The sequence below is a fragment of the Hyphomicrobium sp. B1 genome (genome assembly GCF_049532635.1).
Taxonomy (GTDB): Bacteria; Pseudomonadota; Alphaproteobacteria; order Rhizobiales; family Hyphomicrobiaceae; genus Hyphomicrobium_B.
Genome location: NZ_CP134871.1, coordinates 257,703 through 282,144, shown reverse-complemented (window position 1 = coordinate 282,144; position 24,442 = coordinate 257,703). Strand labels below are relative to the sequence as shown.

Below are 24,442 nucleotides of genomic sequence, written 5' to 3'. Positions count from 1 at the left end.
CATTATCCGGCATTACTGTTCGAAATATGCGAACAAATGGGCGATGGACCGAATTGATGCCATGCGGGTTTTCTCGCGCGTCGTGGAGCGGCGGAGCTTTACGCTTGCGGCTGAAGACTTGGGGCTGCCGCGCTCGACGGTGACAGATGCGGTCAAGCAGCTTGAAGCGCGCCTTGGGGTGCAATTGCTGCAGCGGACCACCCGGCACGTCAGTCCGACGCTCGATGGCGAGGCTTACTACCAGCGCTGCCTCTCCATTTTAGCTGATATCGAAGACGCGGAGGGCGCGTTTGCGGGCGCCAAGCCTAAAGGCCTGCTGCGGGTCGATGTGCACGGTACGCTCGGGCGTCACTTTCTCTTGCCGAGCCTGCCGGCGTTTCTTGAAACTTATCCGGACATCGAAATCTACATCAGCGAAGGCGATCGTTACGTCGATCTCGTCCGCGAAGGGATTGACTGCGTATTGCGCGCCGGGTCACTGCTGGACAGCGATATGGTTGCGCGCCGCGTCGGAACGCTCGAGGAGATGACGCTCGCATCGCCCGGTTATATCGCAGCGCACGGATTGCCTCGGCATCCTGACGATTTGCCTGGAAGGCATCGGATGGTCGCGTTCCATTCGACCGCCACGGGCGGGCATCTGCCGCTGGAATTCATCGTCGATGGCAAGGTGCGCAATATCATGCTGCCATCGACTGTCTTGGTGAATGGTGCGGAGACCTATCACGCAGCGGCGAAGCTCGGTCTCGGGCTCATTCAAATTCCGCGCTATCGCGGTGACATTGCGGTGCAGGCGGGCGAGCTTGTCGAAGTGCTGCCGGATTATCCGCCGACGTCGACGCCGGTTTCGCTGCTTTACCCGCGCAATCGCCAGCTGTCGCCGCGGGTCCGAGTTTTCATCGACTGGGTGGCCAAAGAATTTGCGGTGCGTAACGCCGAGGTGCAGCGTGCCTAGCGCACTATGAATTTAAAGGGCTGCGTGAACGTCATCGGCTTCAGGCTCACTTCCGGCGGAATGGGCGGAAAAGGCGTGGCGCGGTCGAGGGCGGCGAGTGCTGCTTCGTCCAGAACGCGATATTTCGATGACGACATCACTTCTCTCGAAAGAAGAGCGCCGTCGGTGCCAATCGTGTATTTCAAAACGACCACACCCGTTTGCCGCGAGCGTGGATTGACTTTCGAGTGCTGCACCCGGTCGTTGATTTGTCCCAGATAAATTCCGACGACACGTGCCTCGCCGCCGGTCTTCACCGTTGCCGAACTTTCTTCGGTGACAATCGCGACCTGCTCGGGCTGGGCCTCAACTTCCTTTGTATCGGGCTGCTGCTCTGCCATCGGGGTGGGGGGCGATGGCTTGTCGACCTGCGTAACCTTCGATTCCTTGAGTTGGTCTAGGGGCGGCAAGTCTCCGGACTTGCCGGAGCTTGGCGCTTTGAGAGGGGTCGGCAGCGGTGTCTCGGTGGGTTGCGCCGCGATCTGTTCGACGGCGCTTTTCTGCGGTGCGGCGATGGCGTCGAGCTGTTCGCTCGGCTTTGTTGTGGGGTGCGCCGGCGCGGGCCGTTGCTCTTCTACAGTTGCGGCAGCGTCGGGTTTCCGACTTTCAACTTTGCTGGCGTCGTCGCGAAGCTGCTCCGCTGTCGCTACGAGGGGGCGTTGGGCAGCCGAAGCTTGCTCGCGAACCGGCGCGACGTCCGGTGTGATTTGTCGTCCGGCGTCGTCTGGGAGGTCAATCAGCGGGTCCGACGAGGTCACGGTCGGCGGTTGCGTCGACGGCTTTCGCGGTTCGATCGCCGGAATGTCCTCGGTGTTTTGTGCTTGCTGAGCGTCCGGGGCGTCATGAAGTGGCGTCGGCGCCGCAACGGGCGATGATTGCGGCGCCGGTTTTTGCTGCGGAAGCATAGCGACGTCCTGCGCGCTTTTTTCCGGCGCACCGCCGCTCACGTCGCGTAACGGCATCGGCGTAACGGAGCTTGACGCTTCCGGCGGCGGCTTGCGCTCGTCCATCGGCACGACGTCCGGCGTCGCAAGGCTTTCGACGCTGTCGCCGCGATTGGTCACGGTATCGAGGACCATGCCTTGCGGCATCAACTCAATGTCCTGTCCCGTGCCGAAATCAAGGATTTCCAGCTCCTCGTTGTGAAGCCTGGGCCATATCGCGTAGCCGATCAAGCCGTGCACGGACAGCGAAAGCACAATGGCAATCGTTCGCAGCAACATGGCAAGATCCAAGTTCTTCCCTGCTGGGTGCGAGGCGCAACTTGGCTGACGCAAAAATGCAGGCGGACAAAATTAGATTTTCCCGCCGGCCCGATCAACTTTTACTGCTTGTTGCGGTTATGGCGACGCCGAAATGCGGCCTGCGCGCTTAAGTGGGCATGGCCAAGTTGCGGTGCGCTTAGGTCGGCATTGTCGACATGTCCGGCACCCAGCCCTCCGGCGTCTTGCGGAAGAGGGGACATTTGATCGGTGCACGAACGTGAGAAGGGGAAGTTGAGCGAGGTTGCCGGAGCATGCGTTCCCAGGCGCTCATTTCCTTCATGCGGTCACCACGCCGACAATATTCGCCAATCTTTTCATCAATTCGAGCTCAGCATAAACCGTGCCTCCAGAAGCTAAGCTCTTGAGCTAGTTCGATGGCAGCTTCCTGAATGAAGCTAAAAATCGAAGAGAAAATCTACAAGCAATCTGCGAAAGCTTAAGCAACACGATCGATGTGGGAGGATTGCCGCGTGTCTAGGCGCCCGGACTTGGTTCGAGAGAACGACCGTACCGCTTCCGGTACAGGCCCACCGGCGGATGCCACAAGACTTTTTGTTATCGTCGCATAATGATGGTGCATCGCCGTTTTGATTGCATACGTAAATAATAACTGCGGCTCGAACATCCGCTTTTTGACGATTTGCAGCAACTGCGCCCGATAACGACGTGCGATGGCCCGATCATCAATTTGGTGAACCACGCGCAGCGCTAGAACTGCAAACATAACATAATTTTCGATGCAGCTTTTTATCCAGGCCCAGCGATGATTTCGCCAATAGGGCAATTGATGAACCGCAAACTTGAACTTACCATCCACGAACAACCTATCAAGACGCTCAAAATAGGCGCTCGCCGAATAGGACTTTTCGGTCGCTCGCACCAGTCCTTCACGCAGCATGGCAGGCGACATTCCAAGAGGAATAACGTTCGTGCCAAAGGCATCGCTGCCGGCATCATCGTTCAGCCGGCCTTCTGATTTCAATCTCTCAAAAAGAGGTGTTGTTGGAATGGCGTGCAATAGTCCAATAAGAGCGTGCGCGATGCGGGTTTCTGCGAGGAAACCCGGCAAGACATCGAAAGCTTGCGGTTTGTCGCTGTCGAATCCAACGATCATTCCGCACCAAACATCCAGGCCGTGATCCTGGATGCGTCGAACGCGCTCAACAAGCGTCCCGGCACGCTCTCGAACATTCTGAAGTTTTTTTGTTTCCTTGAGGGAGGCCTCATCTGGGCTTTCGATACCGATGAAGACGCTTTGAAACCCAGCCTGTCCCATCAGGCCCATCAACTCTTCATCTTCCGCTAAGTCGAGTGAAGCTTCAGTGAAAAGCGTGAGCGCATAGGCATGCGCCTCTTGCCATTTGGCGATCTCACGCAACAGCGATTTGATTGCTTTCTTGTTTCCGATGAGGTTGTCATCAACGACGAAGACGATCCTAACGCCGGCACGAAAATAGGCATCAAGTTCGGCGATCACCTGATCGGCTGACTTGAGACGGGGCTTGCGCCCGAATGTAACGATTATATCGCAGAACTCGCACGTGAAAGGACAGCCGCGCGAAATCTGCATACTCCCAAACATATAGTGCTGTGATTTCAACAGGTCGAGGCGCGGCAGCGGCAGTGTGGTCATGTCGGTTTTTTCAGTCTGTTCGTAGCGATGTGCGTGCCGCCCTGCCTCCCACTCTTTGATAAATTGCGGCCAAGTAACGTCTGCTTCGCCGACAAAAATAACGTCGGCAAGATCTTGGAATGCTTCAGGCTCGACGGTTGCCATGGGGCCGCCTACGACCGTGAATACATTGCGCAGACGAAGCTGGTCGAGGATCTCCAGCAGTCGCGCGCCCTGCACTGACATTCCCGTCAAGCACACCATGTCCGCACGACCGAGACGCTCGAAGTCCAAGTCTTCGACGTTCTCATCGACGATCGTAACCTTATGGTCGTCCGGGACGAGCGCCGCGAGGAGGGGCAGGCATGCAACCGGCAAGTTCGCACGCTTGCCCAGCATCCCCATGCAGTGCTCCATGCCCCAGAAGGACGTATTGAAGCGTGGATTGATGATGACGATGTCAGCCATTAGTCACCTCGCTGGGGCGAAACCTACCTCTTGCCGATTCCAAACGCGGTGACACCTAGACTGGTTGCCATGTTTCCCATCTGGAACGGCGTCATGTCGGCCAATCGAAAGACAAGGGATCATCGGAGCAGGCGTCGGTCAACTAATGTCATTTCAAATGTTGCGGTGCCTGCAGAAGCGGGGGGGCCGACGCAACCTGCCTCGCTTAGTTAGCGAAGGTCTGAAGAGCGAAAGCGGTCATAATTGCTGTTAGCTCGTTCAGATACCGTCCTAGGGCAGCAAGAGTCGAGGAATGGGATTAAATCACCTGCGGCTGGAGCGATCGAAATAGCGATGCAACTCATCGCTTATTTGACCGTCAACGGCGCCGAGAGATACGTACTTTACGGGACGCTTGGGAGCAGCTCGAAATATCGAAGTCACGCTCTGTATTGCCTGGCTTTTTGGAGCAAAAATGCTGGTGCTGCCGGAGGGGACTGGACCATCCTTGAGGGGGCTTGAATTCCTTGAAGAAACCGCTCGTGCCGACAGGCGATGTGGCAGGCGTTGTGTTCGGTCCCGTTGAAGGCCCTTTTATGGCTCGCGCTCATGGTCCTTCAGCCACTGCAGGACCGCTTCGAGCCGATACACAACGCGGGCGACGTTGCCTTTCCCGAGCTTGGTGGCGGGAGGCCCCTTGCCGTCCAGGCGCCAGTCCTCGAGCGTGCGGGGCTTTATCCTGATCATGGCCGCCACCTCGGCTGTGGTAAGATAGACCGGCAGGTTGCGCCCGTCGGAGGTCATGCGTCGCGGTCCTTGAAAATCCCGCCGAGAACCTAAACATCCACGACGACTTCTGCTAGGGTCCCGCCCGCAACTTTTCTTATAGGCTCGTCTTGTCCACGCCGCGCGACATCAAGGCCATCGAACGCGACCTCACCGGCGCGGTGATGGGCTACAACACGTCCCGCATCAACCTCAGGAACACGCTGCGCAGCCTGCACTTGCGCGCGAGGTCCGAGGACCGCTTGCTGAACCTCGCCGAGGAGTTCGGCGTCGACCACGCGCTCAAGGTGCTTGCCGAGACGCCGGAGGTGCTTGATTTCGAGCGCGCCCCCACCATCGCCGAGCTTGCCCAGGTGAAGCCGCAGCTCGCCGCCGCGCATGATGCCCAGGGCCGCGCCGACCTGCTGATGGCCGAGAAGGAAAACCTGCTCCGGGAGAAAGACCCCTCGCGCCCCAAGGCGATCCTGGTCGCCGGCCGCGAAACGGTCGTCGACACAACAAGGGGCGTGGCGATCGACGTGGAGACCGGCCGTGAGCAGGCACTGACGGTGGAGCACGTCCACACCAGCGATCTCACCCCCGACGGGGAGCAGGACGACGAGCAAGAGCAAGGGATCTAGCCGTCAAGGCAATCAAAAAGACCAACACCTTTGGCAACTATTCGCTCGGTGTTTTGGCTATCCCGACGGCGCATCGGCAACTGTCACGGGGAAAAAGATTTATCCTGGCTGATCAGCCCGTCGAGCGACTCGTCTAGCGACGAAGTGAGGACAGTTTGCGGTTGACGTCTCAACCAGCGGCAAACCGTGGGCATGAAACTCGGCCGCCCGACGACTCTTGAGTCGCCGGGCGCGTTTCTGAAGCGACACCGACGCTTGATCTCAATCCGGAGCGCCTTGCGAGGCAGCGACCGGCCGATGCCGTGCGACCTTCAGAACTTCTGACCGAGTTGCACGACCGTGATGATCACAATTTTATCTGCCATCGCCGACTGCACCCCATGACACCTAACCCTGAAGCAAAGAACCGCCCATGTTTGCAATCGTGCAAAAAAATCGTTGACTTTGCAGTTGCCGCTTCCATACTGGCGACATCGCTAAGGAAAGACGATTCGATGCTGCCACCGACCGAAGCCGAGATCCGCGGGATTCTCGGTCCCCACGAGAAAGACATTCTGGCGGTGGTGCACGGCGCCTGGCAGGACTTCCAAGATTTGGGGCTCAGCGGCCGGCTCCGGTACAAGCGGAACCGGGCAGGCTTGGTGCACGATTTCATGGTCCAGCGCGGAATGGGTCTGTGGGGCGAAGGTTCCGGCGTCACTTGGCAGGAGAAGGACGAAACCGCGAAGTTCATCTTCGCCGAAAAGGTGGTAGTGAGGTTCAAGAAGGCCGATGAGAACGGGCTGGGCTCCAATATCATGACCCAAGCCGTCATGGCGTTCGTCGACCCCCAAATGGAATTGCCGGGCATTCCCTCCGTCTCGAAGGTCGAGGTAGTGTATGCCCTGAATGCATTTGAAACTCAGATCGAGACGGTGGCCGTGGTGTCCCGTGACGGCGACCAGGAACTCTGGTCCTATGTTATCGACGACCTGGGCGGTGCAGCTGTGATTCCGCTGCCTTTGGCACCGACGCCCACCGAACCGGATGTCGTCATCACCCCCAAAGCGCTGCCGGAAAAACCAAAAAAGACCGGGTGAGATATGTCTACAGTTCCGAACGGCTCGATGCTGCGCATGGCGCGGCAGCTACGTGGATTCCAACAGGGTGAGGCAGCTGAAAAGCTGCACGTCACGGCGGCAACTCTATCGCGGGCTGAGAACAACGTCGTCCTGCCCAGTGAAGAACTTCTGGCTGCAGCGGAGAATGTCTACGACGTACCTAGAACCTTTTTTTATCAAACCGATACGGTGTACGGCGCACCCGTCAGCGTCCATGCCATGTTCCGCAAAAAGGCCGATGTCACGGCCCGTGAGCTCGACCAGATCATCGCGGAGCTGAACATCCGCACTTTTCACCTGCGGCGCCTCTTGGACGGCGCAGACCTCAGGGCATCCAAGAAAATTCCACGGCTCGACGTCGAGTCCTTTAATGGTGATGTGGAGGGGATCGCTGAAATGGTCCGTGCCCACTGGCAAATTGCGCCTGGTCCTATCCCCAATTTGACGGCATTAGCGGAGTCAGCGGGCATCATGGTGGTGCATTCCGACATGGGTGGCGCCGACGTCGATGGCGTGAAGTATGATGTCCCCGGTTTGCCACCAATCATAATGCTGAATAGCCAGAGACCGGCGGACAGGCTGCGATTTTCGCTGGCCCACGAGATTGGCCACCTCGTGATGCATCAAGTTCCCAATGTGGATATGGAAGATCAGGCCAACCTTTTTGCCGGGGCTTTCTTGTTGCCGCGGCGGGAAATGAAAGCTGCCTTTTCTCGAAAATTGGATCTTCGGCGGCTGGCTGAGCTGAAACCCGAATGGAAGGTTTCAATGCAGGCGTTGCTCTATCGCGCGAAAACCATTGGAGCCGTAAACCCCAATCAACTTCGCTATATGTGGCAACAATTTAATATTCATCGAATTCGCCAAAAAGAACCTCCTGAATTGGATTTCCCAGTGGAGGCTCCGACGGTGGTCAAGAAGTTGGTGGATTTCCACCTGCAGGTACTGGGTTATTCCATAAGTACCTTGGGTGAGGCTCTACGCTGGAAGCCACAACAGGTTGAAGCCATGTATGGCTTGGAGGCGCCGCGTGCGCGGCCAATTTTTCGCGTCATTAGCAAAAACTGATCTATCTAAGCTATTACGTGCGCCACTCCTAAGGGTACGGGCTGCCACAGACGCGTGGTGCCCACCCGCTGAGCAGTGGGCGCAAATCGATACGGGCGGAGAAATCCCCAAGATGATAAACTTCGCTAAACGTGGGGGAACACATGTCTGCCGTTGTCGAGCGCATCAAAGAATTTGTTCAGTACGCAAAAACTCTCAAAGGCGACGAGAAGGGTGAGGCTCAGGTTTTCTGTGACCGTCTATTCCAGGCGTTCGGCCACAAAGGTTACAAGGAAGCAGGCGCTGAACTGGAATTTCGGATTAAGAAGACCAATTCCAAAAGCACGAGTTTCGCCGACTTAGTCTGGAAACCGCGCGTGCTAATCGAAATGAAGAAGGCAGGGGAACGTCTGCACCTTCATCAACGCCAGGCTTTCGATTACTGGCTGCATCTCGTACCTAATCGCCCACGTTACGTTGTTCTTTGTAACTTCAATGAATTTTGGATTTACGACTTCGACAAACAATTCGACCAACCAGTCGATGTCGTTACTTTGAATGAACTGCCGGGCCGCTACGATCCTCTCAGTTTCCTTTTTCCAGAAAATAAGGAACCGGTTTTCGGAAACGATCGCGAGATGGTTTCCCGTGATGCTGCCGCGAAAGTAGCAGAACTTTTTCATGCCTTAGTCGGGCGAAAAATACCGCGCCTGGATGCGCAGAGATTTGTACTGCAACTGGTCGTCACCATGTTCGCGGAAGATATCGATCTTCTGCCTGCTAACACGGTGACGCATATCGTCCGTGACTGTCTAAAGCACGGGCAAAATGCTTATGACCTTTTTGGCGGTCTGTTCAGTCAAATGAACACCAAAAAGCCTGCAACGGCAGGTCGTTATAAACAAGTTCCATACTTTAATGGTGGTCTCTTTGAACAAATCACACCAATCGAACTGCGACCTGAAGAACTTCTTCTAATTTCAAACGAGGAAAACGAGGGCGCAGCAGATAAAAACTGGAAGATGGTCAATCCAGTAATCTTCGGAACTATCTTCCAACAGAGCATGGATAAGGGCCAACGCCACGCCTATGGTGCTCACTTTACATCAGAAGCGGACATCATCCGGATCGTCACACCCACGATCGTCCGCCCTTTTGAATCAAAAATTGCTGCCGCGAAAACTCTCAAGGAGTTGATTCAACTGCGATCGGAAATCGGCTCTTTCCGAGTTCTAGATCCGGCATGCGGCAGCGGAAACTTCTTGTTCGTCGCCTTCCGCGAACTCTCTAGACTCGAAACAATACTGCTCAGTAAAATCGAGCATGAGTTCAGTGCCAAGGCGTTTGAGCAAACTTCGAAAATCGCATGCACTATCAGTGCGAAGCAATTCTATGGCATTGAACAAGATGCCTTTGGTGTGGAACTCGCCAAAGTGACTCTAATGCTTGCTCGCAAACTGGCCTGTGACGAAGCTCAGGAAACATTGCGACGCGATCAAAACGTACTAGACTTGGCAGCGGCGGAAACCTTGCCTTTGGATAATCTCGACGGGAATTTTACGTGCGGTGATGCGTTGTTCGCAGATTGGCCTCCGGTCGACACCATCATTGGAAATCCGCCATTCCAAAGCAAAAACAAAATGCAGGAGGAATTTGGCGCTGAGTATCTGCATAGGTTACGAGAAAAGCATCCCGATGTGCCGGGCCGCGCGGATTATTGTGTATACTGGTTCAGGCTTACACACGACCATTTAAAACCGGGACAACGCGCTGGTCTTGTTGGCACAAATACAATTCGGCAAAACTATTCACGAGAGGGAGGGCTCGACTATATTGTCTCCTCCGGTGGCACCATTACCGAAGCGGTATCAAGTATGCCCTGGTCCGGTGAAGCCAATGTCCACGTTTCCATCGTGAACTGGATTAAAGGCGAAGATAGCGGCGAGAAGCGCCTCTATCTCCAGGTCGGGAATGATCCCACAGCGGGCTGGACATTTGAGGATCGGCCCAGCATTTCTTCGGCATTATCATTCGGGTTCGACGTCACCAAAGCGATCGCGTTGCGCGCTAATGCTTTAAGCAAAGCATGCCACCAGGGACAAACGCACGGCCATGAAGGGTTTCTACTGACCCCTGACGAGGCGAAAATGATGATCGCGGCCGACGCCAAAAACAAAGAAGTAATTTTTCCATTCCTAATCGCCAACGACCTTATCGGCGGGCGCCGCAGTCTCCCCAGTCGGTTTGTCATCGACTTCGGCGAAAAGGATTTGCTCGAAGCGAAGGCCTATAAAACACCCTTTGCTCGCGTCGAGAAACTTGTTCTACCTGATCGAAAAGAAGCCGCTCGTGAGGAAGCGGAACGAAATAAACCCGTACTCAAACGAAATCCGGAGGCGAACGTAAACCAGCACCATGCAAACTTCCTTGCACAGTGGTGGCGACTATCTTACCGCCGCAAAAAGCTAATGGCTCTTCTGGCAACCGTCCCAAGATACATCGCATGTGGTCGGGTCACTAAACGTCCGATTTTCGATTTTGTAAGCCGTGACATACACCCGAATGATGCGGTGATGGTATTTCCCTTGGCGGATGACTACTCTTTTGGTGTTTTGCAGTCCACGATGCACTGGAACTGGTTTACTGAGCGCTGCTCGACGCTCACAGAACGATACAGGTATACATCCAATACGGTTTTCGATTCCTTCCCTTGGCCCCAATCTCCGACAAAGGCGGAAGTGATTGCAATTGCCAAGGCTGCTCGACAATTGCGGAGCGAGCGAACACGATTAAGGGATATGCACGACTACTCCCTTCGCGATTTATATCGCGACATCGACGGCCCGGGCGATCACCCGTTGGATGCGGCTCAAGATGCACTCGATCAGGCTGTCAGGAAAGCGTACGGGATGCGCGTAAATGCCGACCCCCTCCGGTTCCTCTTTGAGCTGAACCTCTCACTCGGTCAGCTCGAGGCGGCCAAATCACCAATTACTGGACCCGGGCTGCCCAAGGCCTTCCAAGGCCTGCAGGACGTATTTTCCAAGGACGCGGTTTGTTTGCCGAAATGATTGGTGGGTGATCACGGGCTCGAACCGTGGACCCGCTGATTAAGAGTCAGCTGCTCTACCAACTGAGCTAATCACCCGCTGGAATTCTGAGGACAATCAAGCGCCCCAGAAGACGCGGACAGCGCATAGCATTCTCCCGAGCAGCCTGTCCACCCCAGAATAAGTCCAGCGTTCCGCTCAATCAGATCTTAGGAGCTTTTTCGGTGAAGCCAGATCTTCTGCATCATTCTCGTTGTCTGCTAGTCGCGGCTGCGGGGCGGGAAAGGCGGTTTGGTCCAGGGCCGCTCCTTGATCCGCCTGTTGTGGTGAAGATACCGATAGGTGGTCTTCACATCGGCGTGCCCCAGGTAGTCGTCCTCCATGTTGCCGCAAAGCGTGCAGCGGGCACCGTTGAAGTAGGGATTGCCGCAAACACCGCAGCGCATGTGCCACGAGATGCCCGGATGCTCCGGAGGCCGAAAAGGCGGGTCTGAATGCGAGGAGAGACTTGCCAGCAATTTGCGCGTCTTGGGGCGCAACGCCTGGCGGGGTTCTCTCCCGCCAGGGGCAGCGGGTTAGGTGGCCGCTTTGCTCTGCTCGACTGACCACTGCCAGTTGGCGCGGTCTATGGTCCTCAATGAATGACCCGTCGCCACCTTGAGCTTCCAGAGCTCGTCGAGGTAGTCGAGATAGTAACCGACCGATGGGCTGTCCATTTTAGTGCCGAGGGCCTGCAGAGCGCGGAAGTCGATGATCGTGAACCGCTCATCGTCCGGCTCCTGCAAGGCAGTAAGGATGGCGGAGGCCATAGGCGCAGCCACACCGTCCAAGCCGCAGAGGATGCCCATCGCCGTGCGCTCCTGCTCAGTGTTCATGGCGAAATCCAGTGCCTCGAAGATTTCCTCGGGGGTATTGGACGTGAAGTGATGGAGGCCGAGGTGAGACTTCCACCGCATGATCACATCGAGATCCTTGAGCGTGTCCTCAGTGTGTTGACCCTTGCGTGCCCGGATACGCGCACCGGCCTCAAAGGCCGCGGCATCCTTGTTGCCCTGGGTCTGCATGTATCGCTCTGCTAATGCGGGTATTTCCGCGCAGGGGAATTGTAATTCGAAGCCATTTGCCATTTTGATAATTCCTTATTTCTATATTATTTCAATATAATAGGCATCGCGCCATTTCCGGTTTCCGTCAATTATGATTCGGCGTCGCGTGGCAAAAAGCAACGTAATTACAATATAATAGATGTATTGTAATTGTATTTCCTCAATACGACAATTGAGGGCAGGCACCGACGGAAAGCAGCATTCGCGCGAAAGCGCAAAACGATTCAGGCGGATATAATAATCCTGTTCCCCCGCCGTCACCCGCCCGCCTTCCCTGTCGGCACTTCCGCAACAGGGGGACGCGGCACGTATGCGGCCCGCACACACATTGAATCCAAAACAGGCAACCGCTGTTGGCGAAACCCCATCGATGGGTAGCATGGGAGGCAAGGTACAGCGGAGGCGCCATGGCCGGGGCGGTGAGAACCGTAACAACCAAAGGGTGGGCTTCGCGTAGGCGCCCCGCCAGCGGAAGCTGCTTCAGCGACGACCAAGCCTGAGACATATCCGGACCCGGCCCGCAGCATCATCACGTTGCTCTGGGGCCGGGTTTTCCCGTCCGGACCTATCCGCGTGGAGGGTCTCAACCACGCCGCTTCGCCGCACAATCCCCTCATGACCTTGCTCAAGACGGGAGGGAAGGTCCGGGCGGTCAGAGCTTGCCGCAGACGAACGCGAAGAGGAGGCTGGCCCGTAGATGCCCCACGATTTCACGTACGACCGCGATGAGCTGGGCCGCGTGCGGATCGTCGCGGTCAAACCCGACTATCCCCTGAACAACCCCTTCGAAAAGCTCAGCGGCAGCGTGAGGAACGAAATCCTCTTCTGGCCCCTCACCCGCGCCGAACGGCAGATGGTCCGGGGTTCAAGGCACCTCCCGCTCGAGGAACGCCGCGTCGTCGCCCACCATATCCTGAGCCTCAGGGCGGAAAAGTATCGCGACCACCAGGCCTATCTCGCCCGCGAGGCCAAGCGGCTCCGCGACCAGGACGTCATCGACGACGAGAACCGCCGCGCCGCGAACTGGAACAACCACCTTGCCCGCGAGGCGGAGATCAGGGCCGAGGCCGAACGCAACAGGCCACCGCCGCCACCCCTCGCATCGGGCGCGAAACCGGAAACCTACGCCACCAAGGACGCGACCTGGGAAAGGGACGAGGAAGACGAGATCGAAATGTGATCTGTCAAGATTGACGTTAAAAAAGGTTCAGCTCAAATTTACGCGCTAAGAAAGAATCCATGCATGTCCCTTACCCATCCGGCCGATACGTCGTCACCCCAAGACCAGACCCTGTTGGATGGCATTCCGTTTCCCAAGGTGGATCAGGCAGCGGTGCTGAAATGGAGGGAGCGGTTGATTAAGGCCCAGCAGGCGGTGTTCGCATTTGACGAAGCCCATGCGGGGGACATCGAGGCCCGTGTTTCGAAAGAACGGTTCTTTCTCGACCTGGAGCGGCGCTGCGCCGAGGCGCGTTATGAAGGTGAGCTTCTGCCTTTGCCTTTGGTGTGATGCCGATGAGGAAAAGCAGGTTCCCTTTGCAAACTCTTTCCAGTCGTTACAAGTTCATGATTGAAGCCACGTGCAACAAGTACCGGGGCATCGCGAGGGATTTGGATGTGGCGGTGGCTGAGCCTTGGAGTGCAAGGAACCCCCATTGGCATGACGACCGGTTGTTCTTTGTCGATTGGGTCGCAAGGGCGGAACGGGTACTTCCGTATTTGGTGAAACGGATGGAGCGGGAGGAGAAGTTGTTGTTTGATCAGGATCTGGACAACGACGATTCCGAAAACGAGGACGAAAACTCCCTCTGACCTCACCGCTTCGACCGCATCTTCGCGATCGCCGCCTCCACCGCCTCGGCGTCCGGATGCCATGACCTGGGCGCGGTCTTCCTGAGCGCCTCCTCCAACGCATCCTGCATCGCTTTTGCAAGCTCCTGCTCAATCACCCCCGTCGCCACCTCGGAAAACGACGCCACGGGTCCCACAAGGGCCCAATAGCGGTGGAAGGGTGTCGGATGCTTCTGCGCGTACGCGAAAACGCGGAGGATCTTCTCCGCCGCCCGCTTCAACGTGAGCTCGGCACCATGCATGGGGGCCTATGCGCGCGCCCGCGAGCCTTCCTGACGCCAAACCAAATCCTGTCGCCTGTTTTGTAGCTGTAAAGGTTCGGGAGGAAATGTTCGGGAATGTTCTGGGGTATGTTCTGTTCTATATATACAAAGCCCCCGATTATGCGCGCAGTCCGCCCCCGTTTATGCGCGGAAGCGCCCCCGGATATGCGCGGGCCCTATCCAAAACGCCCCCGGATATGCGTGGCCCCGCCCCCGAATATGCGAAGCCCGCCCGCAATCCCAAGCTGACGGCGGGCCCGTATCCGGCCGGGCGCACCCGATTATGCGTGGTGGGCAATGGGATGCAATCCCGCGAGCGAAGAACGCCAAGGCGCCCCCGATTATGCGTGCCCCAAAGGTGAACGCACGCCCCCGAATCTGCGTGGGGACAGTCATGGCGACCGCCCCCGAATATGCGCGTCCAAGTGCAGGCAACGCCCCCGATCATGCGTGGAGCGCACCAACCAAACCCCTGAAAGGATGAACCTTGCCTCTTAGGGACGCGTCGCCGTCCCGCCCCTGAATCTGCGTGGATGGTTGGAAGCGCCCGCCCCCGAATATGCGCAGGCCCATGGGAACTGCGCCCCCGAATATGCGTGGGGATGAAAGACAGCGTGGCCGACAAGATATTTGGAAGGACATGCTGAGGACTGCGTGGAACACGGAACACGCCGAAATGGGCAGCGCCCCCAGATATGCGTAACAATGATGCTCTATTTCCGGGGTTTGGCGGGTAGGGCCATCACCTCGGCGACACCGGGTTGGATTGTGAAACCGTGTTCGTTGAGCTGGACCTGCAGCTTCGGGAACACTTCCTTGATCTGCTTGATCTCCTCGGCGAAATCCGCGCGGAACTTGCGCTCGCGCAGGTAGCCCTTGCCGAACTGCTCCTTGAGGGCTTCCCAGCTGATCGACTTCTGCTCCTTGAGCGCGCGGAAGCGGTAGGTGAGCCAGAAGTAGATGTCGAGCTTGCGGGGAGAACCCTGGAAGGCCTTCACCGCATTCATGTTCAGGGGGATGGAATGGCGCGTGATGCTCTCGAAGAACTCGCGGCTGAAGGTGATGCGTTCGGGCCAGAGGATCTTCTCCTTGGCGGACGTGGGCAGCCACAGGTCCAGTTGCGAGAACGGCTGGGTGTTGATGTTGCGGGTCTTCTCCCCCTTCTCGCCCGCGAACAGGCCGATGCGCATGTTGCAGGCCGCCAGCGCGTTGATCTGCTGCTTGAAGGCATGGATGGAGCCTTGCTTGCCGCCGGTGACCGCGATGCCCATCGATCTGATGAAGGCGGACAGGGAACTCTCGATCTCGATGTCGGGCCGCCCCTGGATGATGGCCTGGCTGGTGAGGTGCATCAGGAGCAGGCGCGCGCGGGAGCCCGACGGCAGCGGCTGCTCTTCCCATTGCCCGGTGTGGGGGTTCAGGAGTTCCCCCGCCGAGATCTTCAGCTTCATCTGGCCCTGGGTGGCTTCCCAGGTGCGGTCGGCGGTGGGCTTGTAGGGTAGCCCGCACATCGCGAGCACCGAGTGGATGTGGCGCAGGTTGTCACGCTCGACCCCCTTCCCTTCGGCGAAGAGGTGCTGGGTCTCGGCGCGGCGCCGCTGGTCGCGCGGCAAGGTGGCGAGGCGGTCCCGGCGGGCCTGCTCGTCCCTCAGCCGTTGCAGTTCATGGTCGCGGATGAAGGGCGGGGTGTCGGAAAGCCGTTTGAGGAGATCGGCGTCGCGGATGCCGCCCACAGGCTCCAGCCCCACGTGCGGCAACGCCTCGGCCTGTTCGGCCGGAGCGACGACCAGGGCTTGCGGTCGGCTCATGCAAGGGGCGCCTCCACCGAAGGTGTGAAGGTATGAACCTGTGAAGGTGTGAAGGTGCACATGTGTCGGACCAGGTCAGCTTCCACGGCGGCCATCCTTGAACAGGTCGATGTCGTGGACCGTATACCCCGCATCCTTGAAGGCCTTGATGACCAGATACCTCACGGTGGCGGACTCGGTGATCGTCTTCTGCTTGAGCTCCTTCACCACGTAGGCTGGCAACTCGACGGTGAAGCGCTCGGTCGGCGCCGGATTGACCTTGCGGGCGCGCTTCGGGAGTTGCGTGACGTTGGCGGCGTCCTGGGCGTCCCGTTTGGCTTTTTCGTCTTTGGGGTAGACAAGCGACGGGATGTTGCTGCGTTGGACTTCCTTGTCGACGGCATCCATGAGCTCGTCCAAATGCGGGACCTCGGTAGGCCTGCCGTCCTTTTCCGTGGGATCGTCGAAGACGGAGCGGAACCGTTTGGTTGGCTTGTTCATGCTGCGACTTTCTCTTCTAGCATTTCGGCAAGGGTGCCCAGTTTGTCGGCGTTGGAGATGATGCCCTCGATTTCCGTGACGAGGGCGTCGATCTCGTCGACGGCCTTCTGGACCGGTCCCCGCTTGCGGTCGGCGAAATGGGGCGGGAGGCCGGTGACGAATGACTCGCCGTAGGCCGCGCGCCTGCTGATGATGGTGTCGAAGCGCGGCAGCGTGGCATTGCGGAGCTGCTCAAGGAGGTCGCGTTCGAAGGCCGCGAAGATGTTCCCGGCGTCGTTGACGAGCAGGCGGTGGATGATCTTCTTGCGGACGGTCTTCTGGATATGGCGGAAGCGGCCCAGAAGCTTGTTCGCCTCGGCGATGTCCGGTTCGCTCAACTTGATGGGCGTGATGGTGAGCGCGGCGAAGACGGCCAGACGGATGAGCGTGTCGTTGAGTTGGCCGGCGAGGTCGATGAGCACGTAGTCGACGGGCGCGTGCCAGATGGCATAGAAGACGTCCTTCGTGATTTCGGTGGGCCCCTTCTCCACCGTGATGTTGTGGATGTCCTGGGTGTCCTTGTTGGCGCTGTACCAACGCCAGAGGGTTTGCGAGCCATCGTAGTCGATGATGTGGACGCTGTGGCCCTTGGCGGCGAGCGCGCCCGCGATGTTCAGGCAATTGGTCGACTTGCCCGCGCCTCCTTTCGGTGAGGCGAAGGTGATGATGGTCGGTGGCGTCGAGGTGTTCATGACGAGATAGTGCGTACGCGGATGAATAAGGTCAACGTATACCGCTTCCATACTGTGCAGTCATCATGAGGGGGTGTGGCATAACCCCAACATGTGAAGGTATGAACCTTCATACATGCACACCATCACACCTGCACAGGTTCACACGTTCACATGTGCAGGTTCACACCTTCACATGTATGGAATTGGGGCCCACGGCGGGCTGCGTAACTTGTGTAGGTATGAAGGTGTGAAGGTGTGAGGGTGTGAAGGTCCACACCTTCACATGTGCAGGTGTGAAGGTGCACAGGTTCACATGTGAAGGTGCATACCTGTGATGGTGTGAAGGTGCACATGTGCAGGTGTGATGGTTCACAGGTTCACATGTGAACCTTCACAACATTGGAACACCCGGCGACGATGTAGCGAAAGATATGAAGGTCCACACCTTCACATGTGCAGGTTCACATCTCCAAACAGCGCGAAATCGAATCCAGCAGCGCCTGTAAACGGCGAAGCGTGCGAAGAGAACGCGGTCGGTAAGCATCCACCGACGTCAATATCGAAAGGCTCCCGTAGACCCCCGTAGACCACGTCATGAGGGTTAGGGGTGAGGGCGTTGGCGCCTACAAATGCCCGCAACCTGGCGAGGCAAGATGGCGGACAAGAAGGAAACACTCAAGGGACTGGCGACGCTGTTCGGAGGCGGCGGGCGTGTGCGCCGCGTCGACTACAAGGGTCCGAGGAGAAGGCTGAACCTGAGGCTGCCAGGCCAGGTTCTGAGGGATCTCCGGATCATCAAGCACATCACCGGCGAAGACCAGAACACCTTCTGTGTGAGGAAGCTCGAGGAAGCCATCGCGAAGGTCAAGGAGGACCTGAAGGCTCAGCATGATCCAGCAACGTGGGATACGATCGTCGGCTTCATCGACCGGAACCGCCGGTAGAACATGGATGGTCGACACGCTCGTGGCGCTCGGCATCTTGGCGAGCGTGGCGCTGATGGCGGTCTCGGCCACGCTCAATTTCCGGATGGGGGTGCGGAGCGCCGACGGCATTGATGGATGGGTTTATGGCATCGGCGCGGCTTGCGGGGATGTCCTCAAGGCCATGGCCCCCTTCATGGGGCATTACGGCCTCAAGCACAAAGACCGCGTGGCGGCCGGCGTGGCGCTGGCGGTCTTTCTTGTCCTGACCGCGTATTCCTTCACCGCCGCATACGGATTCTCGGCGTTCCACCGCGCCGACCGGACGGCGTGGGCCGACAAGAGGATCGAGGACCACGGCACCGCCGCGGCCGCTTACCGCCGGATCACCGAAAGGCTCGACAAGCTGGGGCCGCAACGCACGCCCGGCGAAGTGCAGGCGGCGATCGACACCCTCTACGCAAGGCCGGTGGGGAAGGTGACGCTCGAAAAGGCGTCCGAGCATTGCAACGTCCTTCGTCAATGGACGAGGGGCCCATGCGGCAAGGTGGCGGCCCTGGAGGAGGAATTGCAGAGGGCGAAAGCTTACCAGCAAGCGGAGTCGCAAGAGCAGAAGATGCGCCTGGACATGAAAGGGGAGGGGGCAACGCCGACGACGGATGATGCGCAACTTGCGGGCATTCGAAGCCTGCTGGCCGTGGTCCACGTGACTGTGCCGAAGGAGGTCGTCGGATACGGCTTGGCCCTGTTGCTCGCGCTGCTGATCGAACTCGGGAGTGGCCTTGGGCTCTATCTCGTCACCACGCCGCTTAGGGTGGGCGTGAAAGCGAAGGGCGGGGGACATGAATATAATCCCGACGGGCAAAACAGCCTGCCGGTGGAACAGCAGCGGGGAGAGGTCGTCGAGTACGTCACCAACAATGTCTTCATGAGCGAGGAAGGAGAGCTTGGCCTCGATGAGCTGTTCACGGATTACCTGTCGTGGTGCCGGAAGCTGAACCGGTATCCGGTGGCGCGCGCGTCCTTCGAGAAGGCCATGGCCCGCTTTGCCCAACTCGCCGGCTTGGAAGCGACGGCGGCGGGCGGCGACATTTGGATCGGCGGCATCGCGATTGTGGGGGATTGATATGTCCGGGCGCGCAAGGAAGATGTTCAGCTGGGCCGATCCATCTGACCGGGAAAAGCTAGGCCTGGGGCTGATGGACGAGGGGCGGGTGCTGGCACTCGACTGGCTGATCGCAGGAAGCCAAGAAGAAAGGCGACGCGTCGAAGCGAAGGCCCTCCGGCTGTTTGTCCGGCTTGCTGCCATCGAGGTGGTGGATGCGCGGGAGGAACTCGCCCGGAGGCGGCAACGGGCAAGGCGCAATGACCAGCTGGTCATCGGCACGCTTGGCCGGATGGCGGACGCGCTCGACGCGGCCCATGCCGATTTCCTCGCGGGTGGGGATGGCAGGGCGCACGTGGCTCAGGCGTTGACGGCCGCGAACGTGTTGCGGGCCGAAGGGTTGCTAGGCTGGTTCAGCTACGGGCCCTATGCGGGCCTGCAGCTGGTGGCGGGCCTCCTCGCGGAGCAGAGGGCCTTCGACTTCGGTGTGGTCGACGACCTGCAAACGCTCGCGTGGTGCACCCGGGAGATCCCTGCGCACGAGATGCCGCTCGGCGGCGACGCCGAATGTTCCACATTCCACGGCAAATATGATGGGTTCCTCTCGACGCGGGTGAGGGGAGGGTGACGGACACGGCGCCATCACCTCCCGAACAGGTCGGCTTGCTTCCATTTGAAAAGCGCTTGGGCGTATCGCGGGTGGAGGGCTTCGCGGTCAAGCAGGGCGGTGAAGTAGGCGACGGGCCCGCCCGCCGCCACCACCTTGTCTTCTTCGGTCTCGACGACATGGTGGCCGTTTTCAGAGACCGGCAAGGGAGCCCCGCGCGGGCTGACCAGCCGCAGCACCAGGCGGGACCAGCCGTCGATCTTGTGGTCGCGCACATGGTCGATGCGACACGCAAGATCGCGCCAGGTGAAAGGGAAGGTTTCAGGCGGCCTCGGCATGGCGGCCTCCGGATTCCGTGAAGGCGGTGATGAAGCGCACCGCTTCGGAAGCACGCGCGGCCGCCCTGAAGATCGCCTTTTTGTCTTCCTTGATATGCTTCAACCAATGGCCGACATATTCCGCGTGCTCTTTGCGGACGACAGGGGAGATGCCAAGCTCGGCACAGGCCATCGCGGAGCCGATGTCGGCAATCAGTTCCTCGAACGCGTAAACCGCATCGCCGAAGGTCTTTCCCTTCTCGCGGTTGAGCCGGTGTGGCGCACCGGTCCAATGCATCAGCTCATGCGCCAGGGTCGCGTAGAAGGCTTCGCGCCGTTGTTCCACATCGCCGTGGAACAGGCCGGCGTCGGGCATCCTGATAAGGTCGGCATCACGCACGTAGCAGGCGCGGTCACCACCCACCACCACCGTCGCCCCTGTTGCCGCAAACACCCGCTCGACGTGATCGAGCCGCTCAAAGGGCGGTGCCGGCGGTGGCGCCTCCTTCGGCACCCAGCCTTCGCATTGCTCGACGTTGAAGACGGAGTAATGCTTCAGCACCCGCCGCGTGCCGTCGTCGTCCTCACGCGCGTCGTCAGGCTCCACGGTGATGGATTTGTAGAAGACAACGATGGATGCTTTCTCGCCCTTGCGGACCTGGAGACCGGCATCCTGAAGCTGGCGGAAGGATCCCCAGGTGTTGGTGCCGTAGCTTTTGTTGAGGGCGCTGCAGAACAGGGAAATGCAGTTCACCCCGTGGTAGCTGTGGCCTTCGATGTTGGTCGGGATGAACGACAGCCCGTTGCCCCGGTGCCAGGGCATCTTCCATTCGCCGACGCCGCGCTCGATGGCGGCGACGATGGTGTCGGTGACCGCTTGGTGGACGTCGAGGTGCTTGCTCATCGTACCACCTCCCGCCACACGCGGACGGGCAGGACGACGTCGACCCCGCGCCCGCCGCCGGACCTGCCGTGGTGGAAGATCCATGCCCTCGCCGCGCGCGTGAAGCCGGCGTCCTCGAGGTCGGCTGTCGGCACCGACTCCGGGAACGCCCCGGAACAGCTCATCGTGCCGACGTCGTGCAGATGAAAACTGCACGCAAACCGTGGCGTGGTGATCTGGAACCGGTTGCTGTAGGCGAAGGCCAGTCGCCGCACCTCGCCGCTGGCCAGGATGACGTAATCGCCGACCAACGGTTTGAAGACGAGGGACCGGAACCTCATCGCGGTGCCGAGGAGTGCCGCATCCTTCTCGTCGAAGACGATGTCCTCGGTGACGGGAACGATCTCGGGGGCCACCACGTCCTCGAACTCCGGGGCGACCGCAACGTCGATTTCACGGTAGACGCGGCACGGGATCATCGCGGCGACGCCGTTATGGGCCCGGTGTTCGTTGTGGTGGAAGAACCAGACGGCGCCCTCGCGCAAGCCCTCGCATTCCTCGAGGTTTGTTTTCCTGATGGCGGGGTCGAGGCTCCCCGAGTAATCAAGGTTTCCGGTGCTCGCGAAGTAGAATGACCCCGCCTGGTCCCGAACCGTGACCTGCAGGGCGTCGCCCCAGTCATGGGTGAAGCGGCGCGTCTCACCGGTCTTCATGATGCAGAAGTCGCCGACACGCGGTCCCTTGATGTGGGCACGCCGTGTTACCCGTTCGAACAGGATGTCCTCGTCCCGGTCGTCGAGGTCGGTGCGGTCCTGCCGCAGCGGTTGTGTTGTGGTCATCTCTCTCGCCTTCATTTTTTCCACAGGGCGGGCGCATCAGGCGCGCCGCCAGCGCCGTGAAAAGCCGGGGCCCTCGGGGCCCGTCACCCGCAGGGCGAGCGCGCACGCGCGAGAGGCGGAAGCCTTGACGGGAAGGGGAACCGGCTTAGGCGCTGGTCAAGGCGGCGCGACCCGCCGTGGTCTGGCCCCCTTCCCCCGCGAAGCTCGGGCGAAACGGGGAACAGCAGATGCAAAGACCAGTGCGAGCCCAATTGAAGCGCGGGAAGGGCTGGCGGATGCCGGCGGGCGCGGTCAAGGTCGACCGCTCAACCTCCTTCGGCAATCCGTTCACTGCGTATGGCCCGGAGAAATCCGTGCTGTATTTCAAACTGTGGGTGACGGGCGAGCTCACCAACGACGCGATCCGGGAGACCTTCCCGCAGAACATCGCCCATCACCTCATCAGCCGCCTCACCATCATCCGGAAAGGCTTGCCCTAGCTCGCGGGCAAAAGCCTGGCTTGCAGGTGCGCCCACGGAGAACCGTGCCACGCCGATGTGCTGGTGGAGCTTGCCGCGAAGGCCGTTCCGGAAAAGCTCTCCGCCTGAAAAGAACACTCGGAGGCAATATGAAACTCACACGATTTCAGCTGTGCTGGTCGGCGGTGCTCTTGGGCACGTCCCTGGAATGGGTCGCATGCCGCTATGAAGTTCCTGAGCTCCAGCCGCTCTGGGCATTCGCGGCCTTGGCATCGCTCTTGCCGCTGCTCCTGCACCGGCGGGCAGGCGGGCTGCGTTGAGCGAAGGATCTGTCGGTCCTCGACAGCCGAGGGTCCCTAATGGGATTCATTTATAAGGAGTTTAGGCAATCTTATCGATATTAGCAACTCAATCGATAAGTTTTATAAGGTCTTCTAATATTCCATAGAATGGTCGTTCTGAGGCCATTGGAATATTTGGCCTATTCTCGTGCAATTCAATTAGATAGCCATATATAACATGGACTTACGTCAATATTGGCTCCTGCTCAATAGCGTGTCCCATAATTGAGGCGATGTATTACTCAATATATGCCGCTATATCCTGCTGATATGCGTAAGACCTCCCAGATGTTGCGATTGAAAAATCCATTGCCCATTCCTTCTGCGCATCGTGGCTGTTCGCCTCCTTTGTATGCAGACAACTTGCCATTTGCATGTCCCCGGTATACTCATCAGCCGACAGACGAAAGCTAAATCCCTGAAAACAAGTTACGCTCAAGACGCCTCCACCGCTCTTAACTGGGCGGATGAGCGCCATCGCGTCCTCATCGCCGAAAACCTCCGCACCAACGCGGATGTCCTGGCGGCGGAAATCCTCGCGACCCCTTCGGCGGATGACCGGGCCGCCATGTACCGCGACCTTGCCCGCGTCTACACGCGGCTCGCGGCCTGCGATATGGATAGGGCGCGGGTGGCGGAGAGGAACATCGGGCACGACATGCAGCGGGAAAGCATTTGCCGGATCACTCTCGAGAAAATGGCGGACATGACCGAAGAGCCCGCCGTCGACGATCGCGGCGCCCGGCCATACCTCGAGATGGCGCAAGCCTTCGCCCGCCTCATCCAAGAAGAGAGGCTCGCCGATTTTTTCTCGACCGGCCCATATTCCGGTCTGGGTCGCCTGGCGTTGACCGTCGCGGAGCTGGACATCGACAAGGCGCTGAAGGGACGTGCCGCGCTGCCCGAGCTGGTGCGCATGGCGCGCATGATCCCGCTGGACCAAGGCGTGGATGAAGAGAAAATTGAATCCCAGATCTTCCGTGACGGGCTTCGCCTTTTCCGCCGCCACCAAGGCCTTGAGAAATACCCCCACGAGAAGTGAGCACCGGCACCGCCCTGTCGCCTGCCGCCGCCGCGTCCAACGTGGTGCATCACCGACTGGCAAAATCGCTGAACGACCTGCAACGGCCGTTGGCAGCAAGTGAAAGCCACATGCGCTGAGCGACACGAAACAACCCGACTTGTTTGCAGACCTCATCGGCACGGATGCGTACCGCCGTTGGCAACGCCGTGAGGAGGCCAACGACAACCGCGAGGTGGCCGCGCACAACCGCCTCATCGTTGAGAATGGCGACCCCGAATGCGAGAAGGTCATCGCCGCCCTCGAGCAAGGCTGGCGCGAGGGACGTTAGTTCATCCCTCTTGGCCGAAAGCCGTAACGGCCGCCGAAGTGTGGCTGAGGGCCAGGTTCGTGCGCGGCGGCTAGTTGCCCGTGGCAACGTCCGGTCGGATCGGCGTGATGCCGACAATGGCGGCCCCGCATCGCCAGCAGCGGAGCAAGGCGCGCAAGCTGGATGCGCGCGCCTCCTGGGGCAGCCGGTATCGTTCCATGAGCTTCTGCACGGTCGAACGCTTGCGGGCATGACAGCCGCAGCAGTGGAGCATCACCGGGGCGGCAGGGTCATAGAGGTCGGTGAGCTGCCTGCTCCGCGTGGCGGGCGTCGGTTTCCCCAGTTTGCGCGACACGTTCCCCCCCGAGGTCGGTTCGGCCTTCATATACGCACCGCTCGCGGCGCCGGTCCATTCGGTCACTTCCGGGTCGCGGCTTATCCCCGGGATTATGACAGAAAGGGTCCTTGTTTCACGGCGCCAGCCTGGTCGGCGCCG

Annotated in this window: 25 protein-coding genes, 1 tRNA gene and 1 pseudogene; 14 read left to right on the top strand and 13 right to left on the bottom strand. The window is 59.1% G+C overall.

The window, feature by feature from the left end; all coding sequences use genetic code 11:
• Positions 1–43 precede the first annotated feature (43 nt).
• Positions 44–955, top strand: a complete 912-nt coding sequence (locus RLW55_RS01425; RefSeq protein ID WP_423415348.1) for a LysR family transcriptional regulator — start codon at positions 44–46, stop codon at positions 953–955.
• Here the strand turns inward: RLW55_RS01425 and RLW55_RS01420 are convergent.
• The 3 genes from RLW55_RS01420 to RLW55_RS01410 all read right to left on the bottom strand — a co-directional run bounded on the left by RLW55_RS01420 (position 952) and on the right by RLW55_RS01410 (position 5,122).
• A complete protein-coding gene (locus RLW55_RS01420; protein ID WP_423415347.1) occupies positions 952–2,217 on the bottom strand; it encodes a TonB family protein in 1,266 nt (421 codons plus the stop codon). The two genes, RLW55_RS01425 and RLW55_RS01420, sit on opposite strands and share 4 nt — an antisense overlap.
• A 478-nt stretch (positions 2,218–2,695) precedes the next feature.
• A complete protein-coding gene (locus RLW55_RS01415) occupies positions 2,696–4,339 on the bottom strand; it encodes a B12-binding domain-containing radical SAM protein (RefSeq protein ID WP_423415346.1) in 1,644 nt (547 codons plus the stop codon).
• Between the two features lie 573 nt (positions 4,340–4,912).
• Positions 4,913–5,122 carry a helix-turn-helix transcriptional regulator gene (locus RLW55_RS01410; RefSeq protein WP_409562171.1) on the bottom strand — a complete coding sequence of 70 codons (210 nt, stop codon included), beginning with the start codon at positions 5,120–5,122 and terminating at the stop codon, positions 4,913–4,915.
• Positions 5,123–5,214: 92 nt separating this feature from the next.
• Between RLW55_RS01410 and RLW55_RS01405 the strand changes: the two genes are divergently transcribed.
• The 4 genes from RLW55_RS01405 to RLW55_RS01390 all read left to right on the top strand — a co-directional run bounded on the left by RLW55_RS01405 (position 5,215) and on the right by RLW55_RS01390 (position 10,942).
• Positions 5,215–5,724: a hypothetical protein gene (locus RLW55_RS01405; protein ID WP_409562172.1), complete on the top strand. Its 510-nt coding sequence runs from the start codon at positions 5,215–5,217 to the stop codon at positions 5,722–5,724.
• Between the two features lie 494 nt (positions 5,725–6,218).
• Positions 6,219–6,803 (top strand): hypothetical protein, encoded by a 585-nt coding sequence (locus RLW55_RS01400; protein ID WP_423415345.1) that lies wholly within the window; start codon positions 6,219–6,221, stop codon positions 6,801–6,803.
• Between the two features lie 3 nt (positions 6,804–6,806).
• On the top strand, positions 6,807–7,892 hold the full coding sequence (locus RLW55_RS01395) for an XRE family transcriptional regulator (RefSeq protein ID WP_409562174.1): 1,086 nt from the start codon (positions 6,807–6,809) through the stop codon (positions 7,890–7,892).
• 143 nt (positions 7,893–8,035) lie between these two features.
• The gene (locus RLW55_RS01390) at positions 8,036–10,942 is read left to right on the top strand and encodes a DNA methyltransferase (protein WP_423415344.1); all 2,907 of its coding nucleotides are present in this window, start codon (positions 8,036–8,038) and stop codon (positions 10,940–10,942) included.
• Position 10,943: 1 nt separating this feature from the next.
• Here RLW55_RS01390 and RLW55_RS01385 read toward each other — a convergent pair.
• Together RLW55_RS01385 and RLW55_RS01380 are read right to left on the bottom strand one after the other, a co-directional pair.
• A tRNA-Lys gene (locus RLW55_RS01385) sits at positions 10,944–11,019 on the bottom strand.
• Between the two features lie 477 nt (positions 11,020–11,496).
• The gene (locus RLW55_RS01380) at positions 11,497–12,048 is read right to left on the bottom strand and encodes a hypothetical protein (RefSeq protein WP_409562177.1); all 552 of its coding nucleotides are present in this window, start codon (positions 12,046–12,048) and stop codon (positions 11,497–11,499) included.
• A gap of 676 nt (positions 12,049–12,724) precedes the next feature.
• Here RLW55_RS01380 and RLW55_RS01375 point away from each other — a divergent pair.
• From RLW55_RS01375 to RLW55_RS01365, 3 genes are all read left to right on the top strand, one after another.
• Positions 12,725–13,207 carry a hypothetical protein gene (locus RLW55_RS01375; protein ID WP_409562178.1) on the top strand — a complete coding sequence of 161 codons (483 nt, stop codon included), beginning with the start codon at positions 12,725–12,727 and terminating at the stop codon, positions 13,205–13,207.
• 63 nt (positions 13,208–13,270) lie between these two features.
• Positions 13,271–13,537: a hypothetical protein gene (locus RLW55_RS01370; RefSeq protein ID WP_409562179.1), complete on the top strand. Its 267-nt coding sequence runs from the start codon at positions 13,271–13,273 to the stop codon at positions 13,535–13,537.
• A gap of 26 nt (positions 13,538–13,563) precedes the next feature.
• Positions 13,564–13,839, top strand: a complete 276-nt coding sequence (locus RLW55_RS01365; RefSeq protein ID WP_409562180.1) for a hypothetical protein — start codon at positions 13,564–13,566, stop codon at positions 13,837–13,839.
• Positions 13,840–13,841: 2 nt separating this feature from the next.
• Here RLW55_RS01365 and RLW55_RS01360 read toward each other — a convergent pair whose 3' ends face one another.
• The 4 genes from RLW55_RS01360 to RLW55_RS01345 form a co-directional block, all read right to left on the bottom strand.
• Positions 13,842–14,120, bottom strand: a complete 279-nt coding sequence (locus RLW55_RS01360; RefSeq protein ID WP_409562181.1) for a hypothetical protein — start codon at positions 14,118–14,120, stop codon at positions 13,842–13,844.
• A 734-nt stretch (positions 14,121–14,854) separates the two neighbouring features.
• Complete coding sequence (locus tag RLW55_RS01355) at positions 14,855–15,949, bottom strand: replication protein RepA (RefSeq protein ID WP_409562182.1); 1,095 nt, start codon at positions 15,947–15,949, stop codon at positions 14,855–14,857.
• Positions 15,950–16,024: 75 nt separating this feature from the next.
• Positions 16,025–16,429: a hypothetical protein gene (locus RLW55_RS01350; protein ID WP_409562183.1), complete on the bottom strand. Its 405-nt coding sequence runs from the start codon at positions 16,427–16,429 to the stop codon at positions 16,025–16,027.
• Entirely contained in the window at positions 16,426–17,160 is a 735-nt protein-coding gene (locus RLW55_RS01345; protein ID WP_409562184.1) for a ParA family protein, read from the bottom strand. The genes RLW55_RS01350 and RLW55_RS01345 overlap by 4 nt, the downstream gene beginning before the upstream one ends.
• A 635-nt stretch (positions 17,161–17,795) precedes the next feature.
• On the opposite strand from RLW55_RS01345, the gene RLW55_RS01340 reads away from it, so the two are divergent.
• Genes RLW55_RS01340 through RLW55_RS01330 form a run of 3 tightly spaced genes read left to right on the top strand, consistent with a single transcriptional unit; the run spans position 17,796 to position 19,798 of the window.
• Positions 17,796–18,086, top strand: coding sequence for a hypothetical protein (locus RLW55_RS01340; protein ID WP_423415343.1), 291 nt, complete (start codon positions 17,796–17,798; stop codon positions 18,084–18,086).
• A 7-nt stretch (positions 18,087–18,093) separates the two neighbouring features.
• Positions 18,094–19,191, top strand: coding sequence for a hypothetical protein (locus RLW55_RS01335; RefSeq protein WP_409562186.1), 1,098 nt, complete (start codon positions 18,094–18,096; stop codon positions 19,189–19,191).
• 1 nt (position 19,192) lies between these two features.
• Positions 19,193–19,798 carry a hypothetical protein gene (locus tag RLW55_RS01330; RefSeq protein ID WP_409562187.1) on the top strand — a complete coding sequence of 202 codons (606 nt, stop codon included), beginning with the start codon at positions 19,193–19,195 and terminating at the stop codon, positions 19,796–19,798.
• Positions 19,799–19,812: 14 nt separating this feature from the next.
• On the opposite strand, the gene RLW55_RS01325 is transcribed toward RLW55_RS01330, so the two are convergent.
• The 3 genes from RLW55_RS01325 to RLW55_RS01315 are packed head-to-tail and all read right to left on the bottom strand — an operon-like array spanning position 19,813 to position 21,816.
• Complete coding sequence (locus RLW55_RS01325; protein WP_409562188.1) at positions 19,813–20,115, bottom strand: hypothetical protein; 303 nt, start codon at positions 20,113–20,115, stop codon at positions 19,813–19,815.
• Positions 20,099–20,998, bottom strand: a complete 900-nt coding sequence (locus RLW55_RS01320) for an ArdC family protein (RefSeq protein ID WP_409562189.1) — start codon at positions 20,996–20,998, stop codon at positions 20,099–20,101. Before RLW55_RS01320 ends, RLW55_RS01325 begins: the two co-directional genes overlap by 17 nt.
• Positions 20,995–21,816 (bottom strand): hypothetical protein, encoded by an 822-nt coding sequence (locus tag RLW55_RS01315; protein ID WP_409562190.1) that lies wholly within the window; start codon positions 21,814–21,816, stop codon positions 20,995–20,997. The genes RLW55_RS01320 and RLW55_RS01315 overlap by 4 nt, the downstream gene beginning before the upstream one ends.
• A gap of 227 nt (positions 21,817–22,043) precedes the next feature.
• Between RLW55_RS01315 and RLW55_RS01310 the strand changes: the two are divergent.
• The 3 genes and pseudogenes from RLW55_RS01310 (at position 22,044) to RLW55_RS01300 (ending at position 23,967) form a co-directional block, all read left to right on the top strand.
• Positions 22,044–22,403 (top strand): annotated as a pseudogene (locus RLW55_RS01310) (DUF4326 domain-containing protein).
• Between the two features lie 543 nt (positions 22,404–22,946).
• Positions 22,947–23,657 carry a hypothetical protein gene (locus RLW55_RS01305; protein WP_409562192.1) on the top strand — a complete coding sequence of 237 codons (711 nt, stop codon included), beginning with the start codon at positions 22,947–22,949 and terminating at the stop codon, positions 23,655–23,657.
• A 139-nt stretch (positions 23,658–23,796) separates the two neighbouring features.
• Positions 23,797–23,967, top strand: coding sequence for a hypothetical protein (locus RLW55_RS01300; protein ID WP_409562193.1), 171 nt, complete (start codon positions 23,797–23,799; stop codon positions 23,965–23,967).
• A gap of 70 nt (positions 23,968–24,037) precedes the next feature.
• On the opposite strand, the gene RLW55_RS01295 is transcribed toward RLW55_RS01300, so the two are convergent.
• Positions 24,038–24,367, bottom strand: a complete 330-nt coding sequence (locus RLW55_RS01295; protein ID WP_423415342.1) for a hypothetical protein — start codon at positions 24,365–24,367, stop codon at positions 24,038–24,040.
• Between the last annotated feature and the right edge of the window lie 75 nt (positions 24,368–24,442).

Coding starts and splice junctions, on each gene's coding strand:
- RLW55_RS01340 (WP_423415343.1), top strand. CDS start 17,796: ATGGCGGACAAGAAGGAAACACTCAAGGGACTGGCGACGCTGTTCGGA.
- RLW55_RS01345 (WP_409562184.1), bottom strand. CDS start 17,160: ATGAACACCTCGACGCCACCGACCATCATCACCTTCGCCTCACCGAAA.
- RLW55_RS01390 (WP_423415344.1), top strand. CDS start 8,036: ATGTCTGCCGTTGTCGAGCGCATCAAAGAATTTGTTCAGTACGCAAAA.
- RLW55_RS01330 (WP_409562187.1), top strand. CDS start 19,193: ATGTCCGGGCGCGCAAGGAAGATGTTCAGCTGGGCCGATCCATCTGAC.
- RLW55_RS01335 (WP_409562186.1), top strand. CDS start 18,094: ATGGTCGACACGCTCGTGGCGCTCGGCATCTTGGCGAGCGTGGCGCTG.
- RLW55_RS01395 (WP_409562174.1), top strand. CDS start 6,807: ATGTCTACAGTTCCGAACGGCTCGATGCTGCGCATGGCGCGGCAGCTA.
- RLW55_RS01355 (WP_409562182.1), bottom strand. CDS start 15,949: ATGAGCCGACCGCAAGCCCTGGTCGTCGCTCCGGCCGAACAGGCCGAG.
- RLW55_RS01360 (WP_409562181.1), bottom strand. CDS start 14,120: ATGCATGGTGCCGAGCTCACGTTGAAGCGGGCGGCGGAGAAGATCCTC.
- RLW55_RS01410 (WP_409562171.1), bottom strand. CDS start 5,122: ATGACCTCCGACGGGCGCAACCTGCCGGTCTATCTTACCACAGCCGAG.
- RLW55_RS01380 (WP_409562177.1), bottom strand. CDS start 12,048: ATGGCAAATGGCTTCGAATTACAATTCCCCTGCGCGGAAATACCCGCA.
- RLW55_RS01325 (WP_409562188.1), bottom strand. CDS start 20,115: ATGCCGAGGCCGCCTGAAACCTTCCCTTTCACCTGGCGCGATCTTGCG.
- RLW55_RS01375 (WP_409562178.1), top strand. CDS start 12,725: ATGCCCCACGATTTCACGTACGACCGCGATGAGCTGGGCCGCGTGCGG.
- RLW55_RS01350 (WP_409562183.1), bottom strand. CDS start 16,429: ATGAACAAGCCAACCAAACGGTTCCGCTCCGTCTTCGACGATCCCACG.
- RLW55_RS01400 (WP_423415345.1), top strand. CDS start 6,219: ATGCTGCCACCGACCGAAGCCGAGATCCGCGGGATTCTCGGTCCCCAC.
- RLW55_RS01420 (WP_423415347.1), bottom strand. CDS start 2,217: ATGTTGCTGCGAACGATTGCCATTGTGCTTTCGCTGTCCGTGCACGGC.
- RLW55_RS01415 (WP_423415346.1), bottom strand. CDS start 4,339: ATGGCTGACATCGTCATCATCAATCCACGCTTCAATACGTCCTTCTGG.
- RLW55_RS01315 (WP_409562190.1), bottom strand. CDS start 21,816: ATGACCACAACACAACCGCTGCGGCAGGACCGCACCGACCTCGACGAC.
- RLW55_RS01425 (WP_423415348.1), top strand. CDS start 44: ATGGACCGAATTGATGCCATGCGGGTTTTCTCGCGCGTCGTGGAGCGG.
- RLW55_RS01320 (WP_409562189.1), bottom strand. CDS start 20,998: ATGAGCAAGCACCTCGACGTCCACCAAGCGGTCACCGACACCATCGTC.
- RLW55_RS01370 (WP_409562179.1), top strand. CDS start 13,271: ATGTCCCTTACCCATCCGGCCGATACGTCGTCACCCCAAGACCAGACC.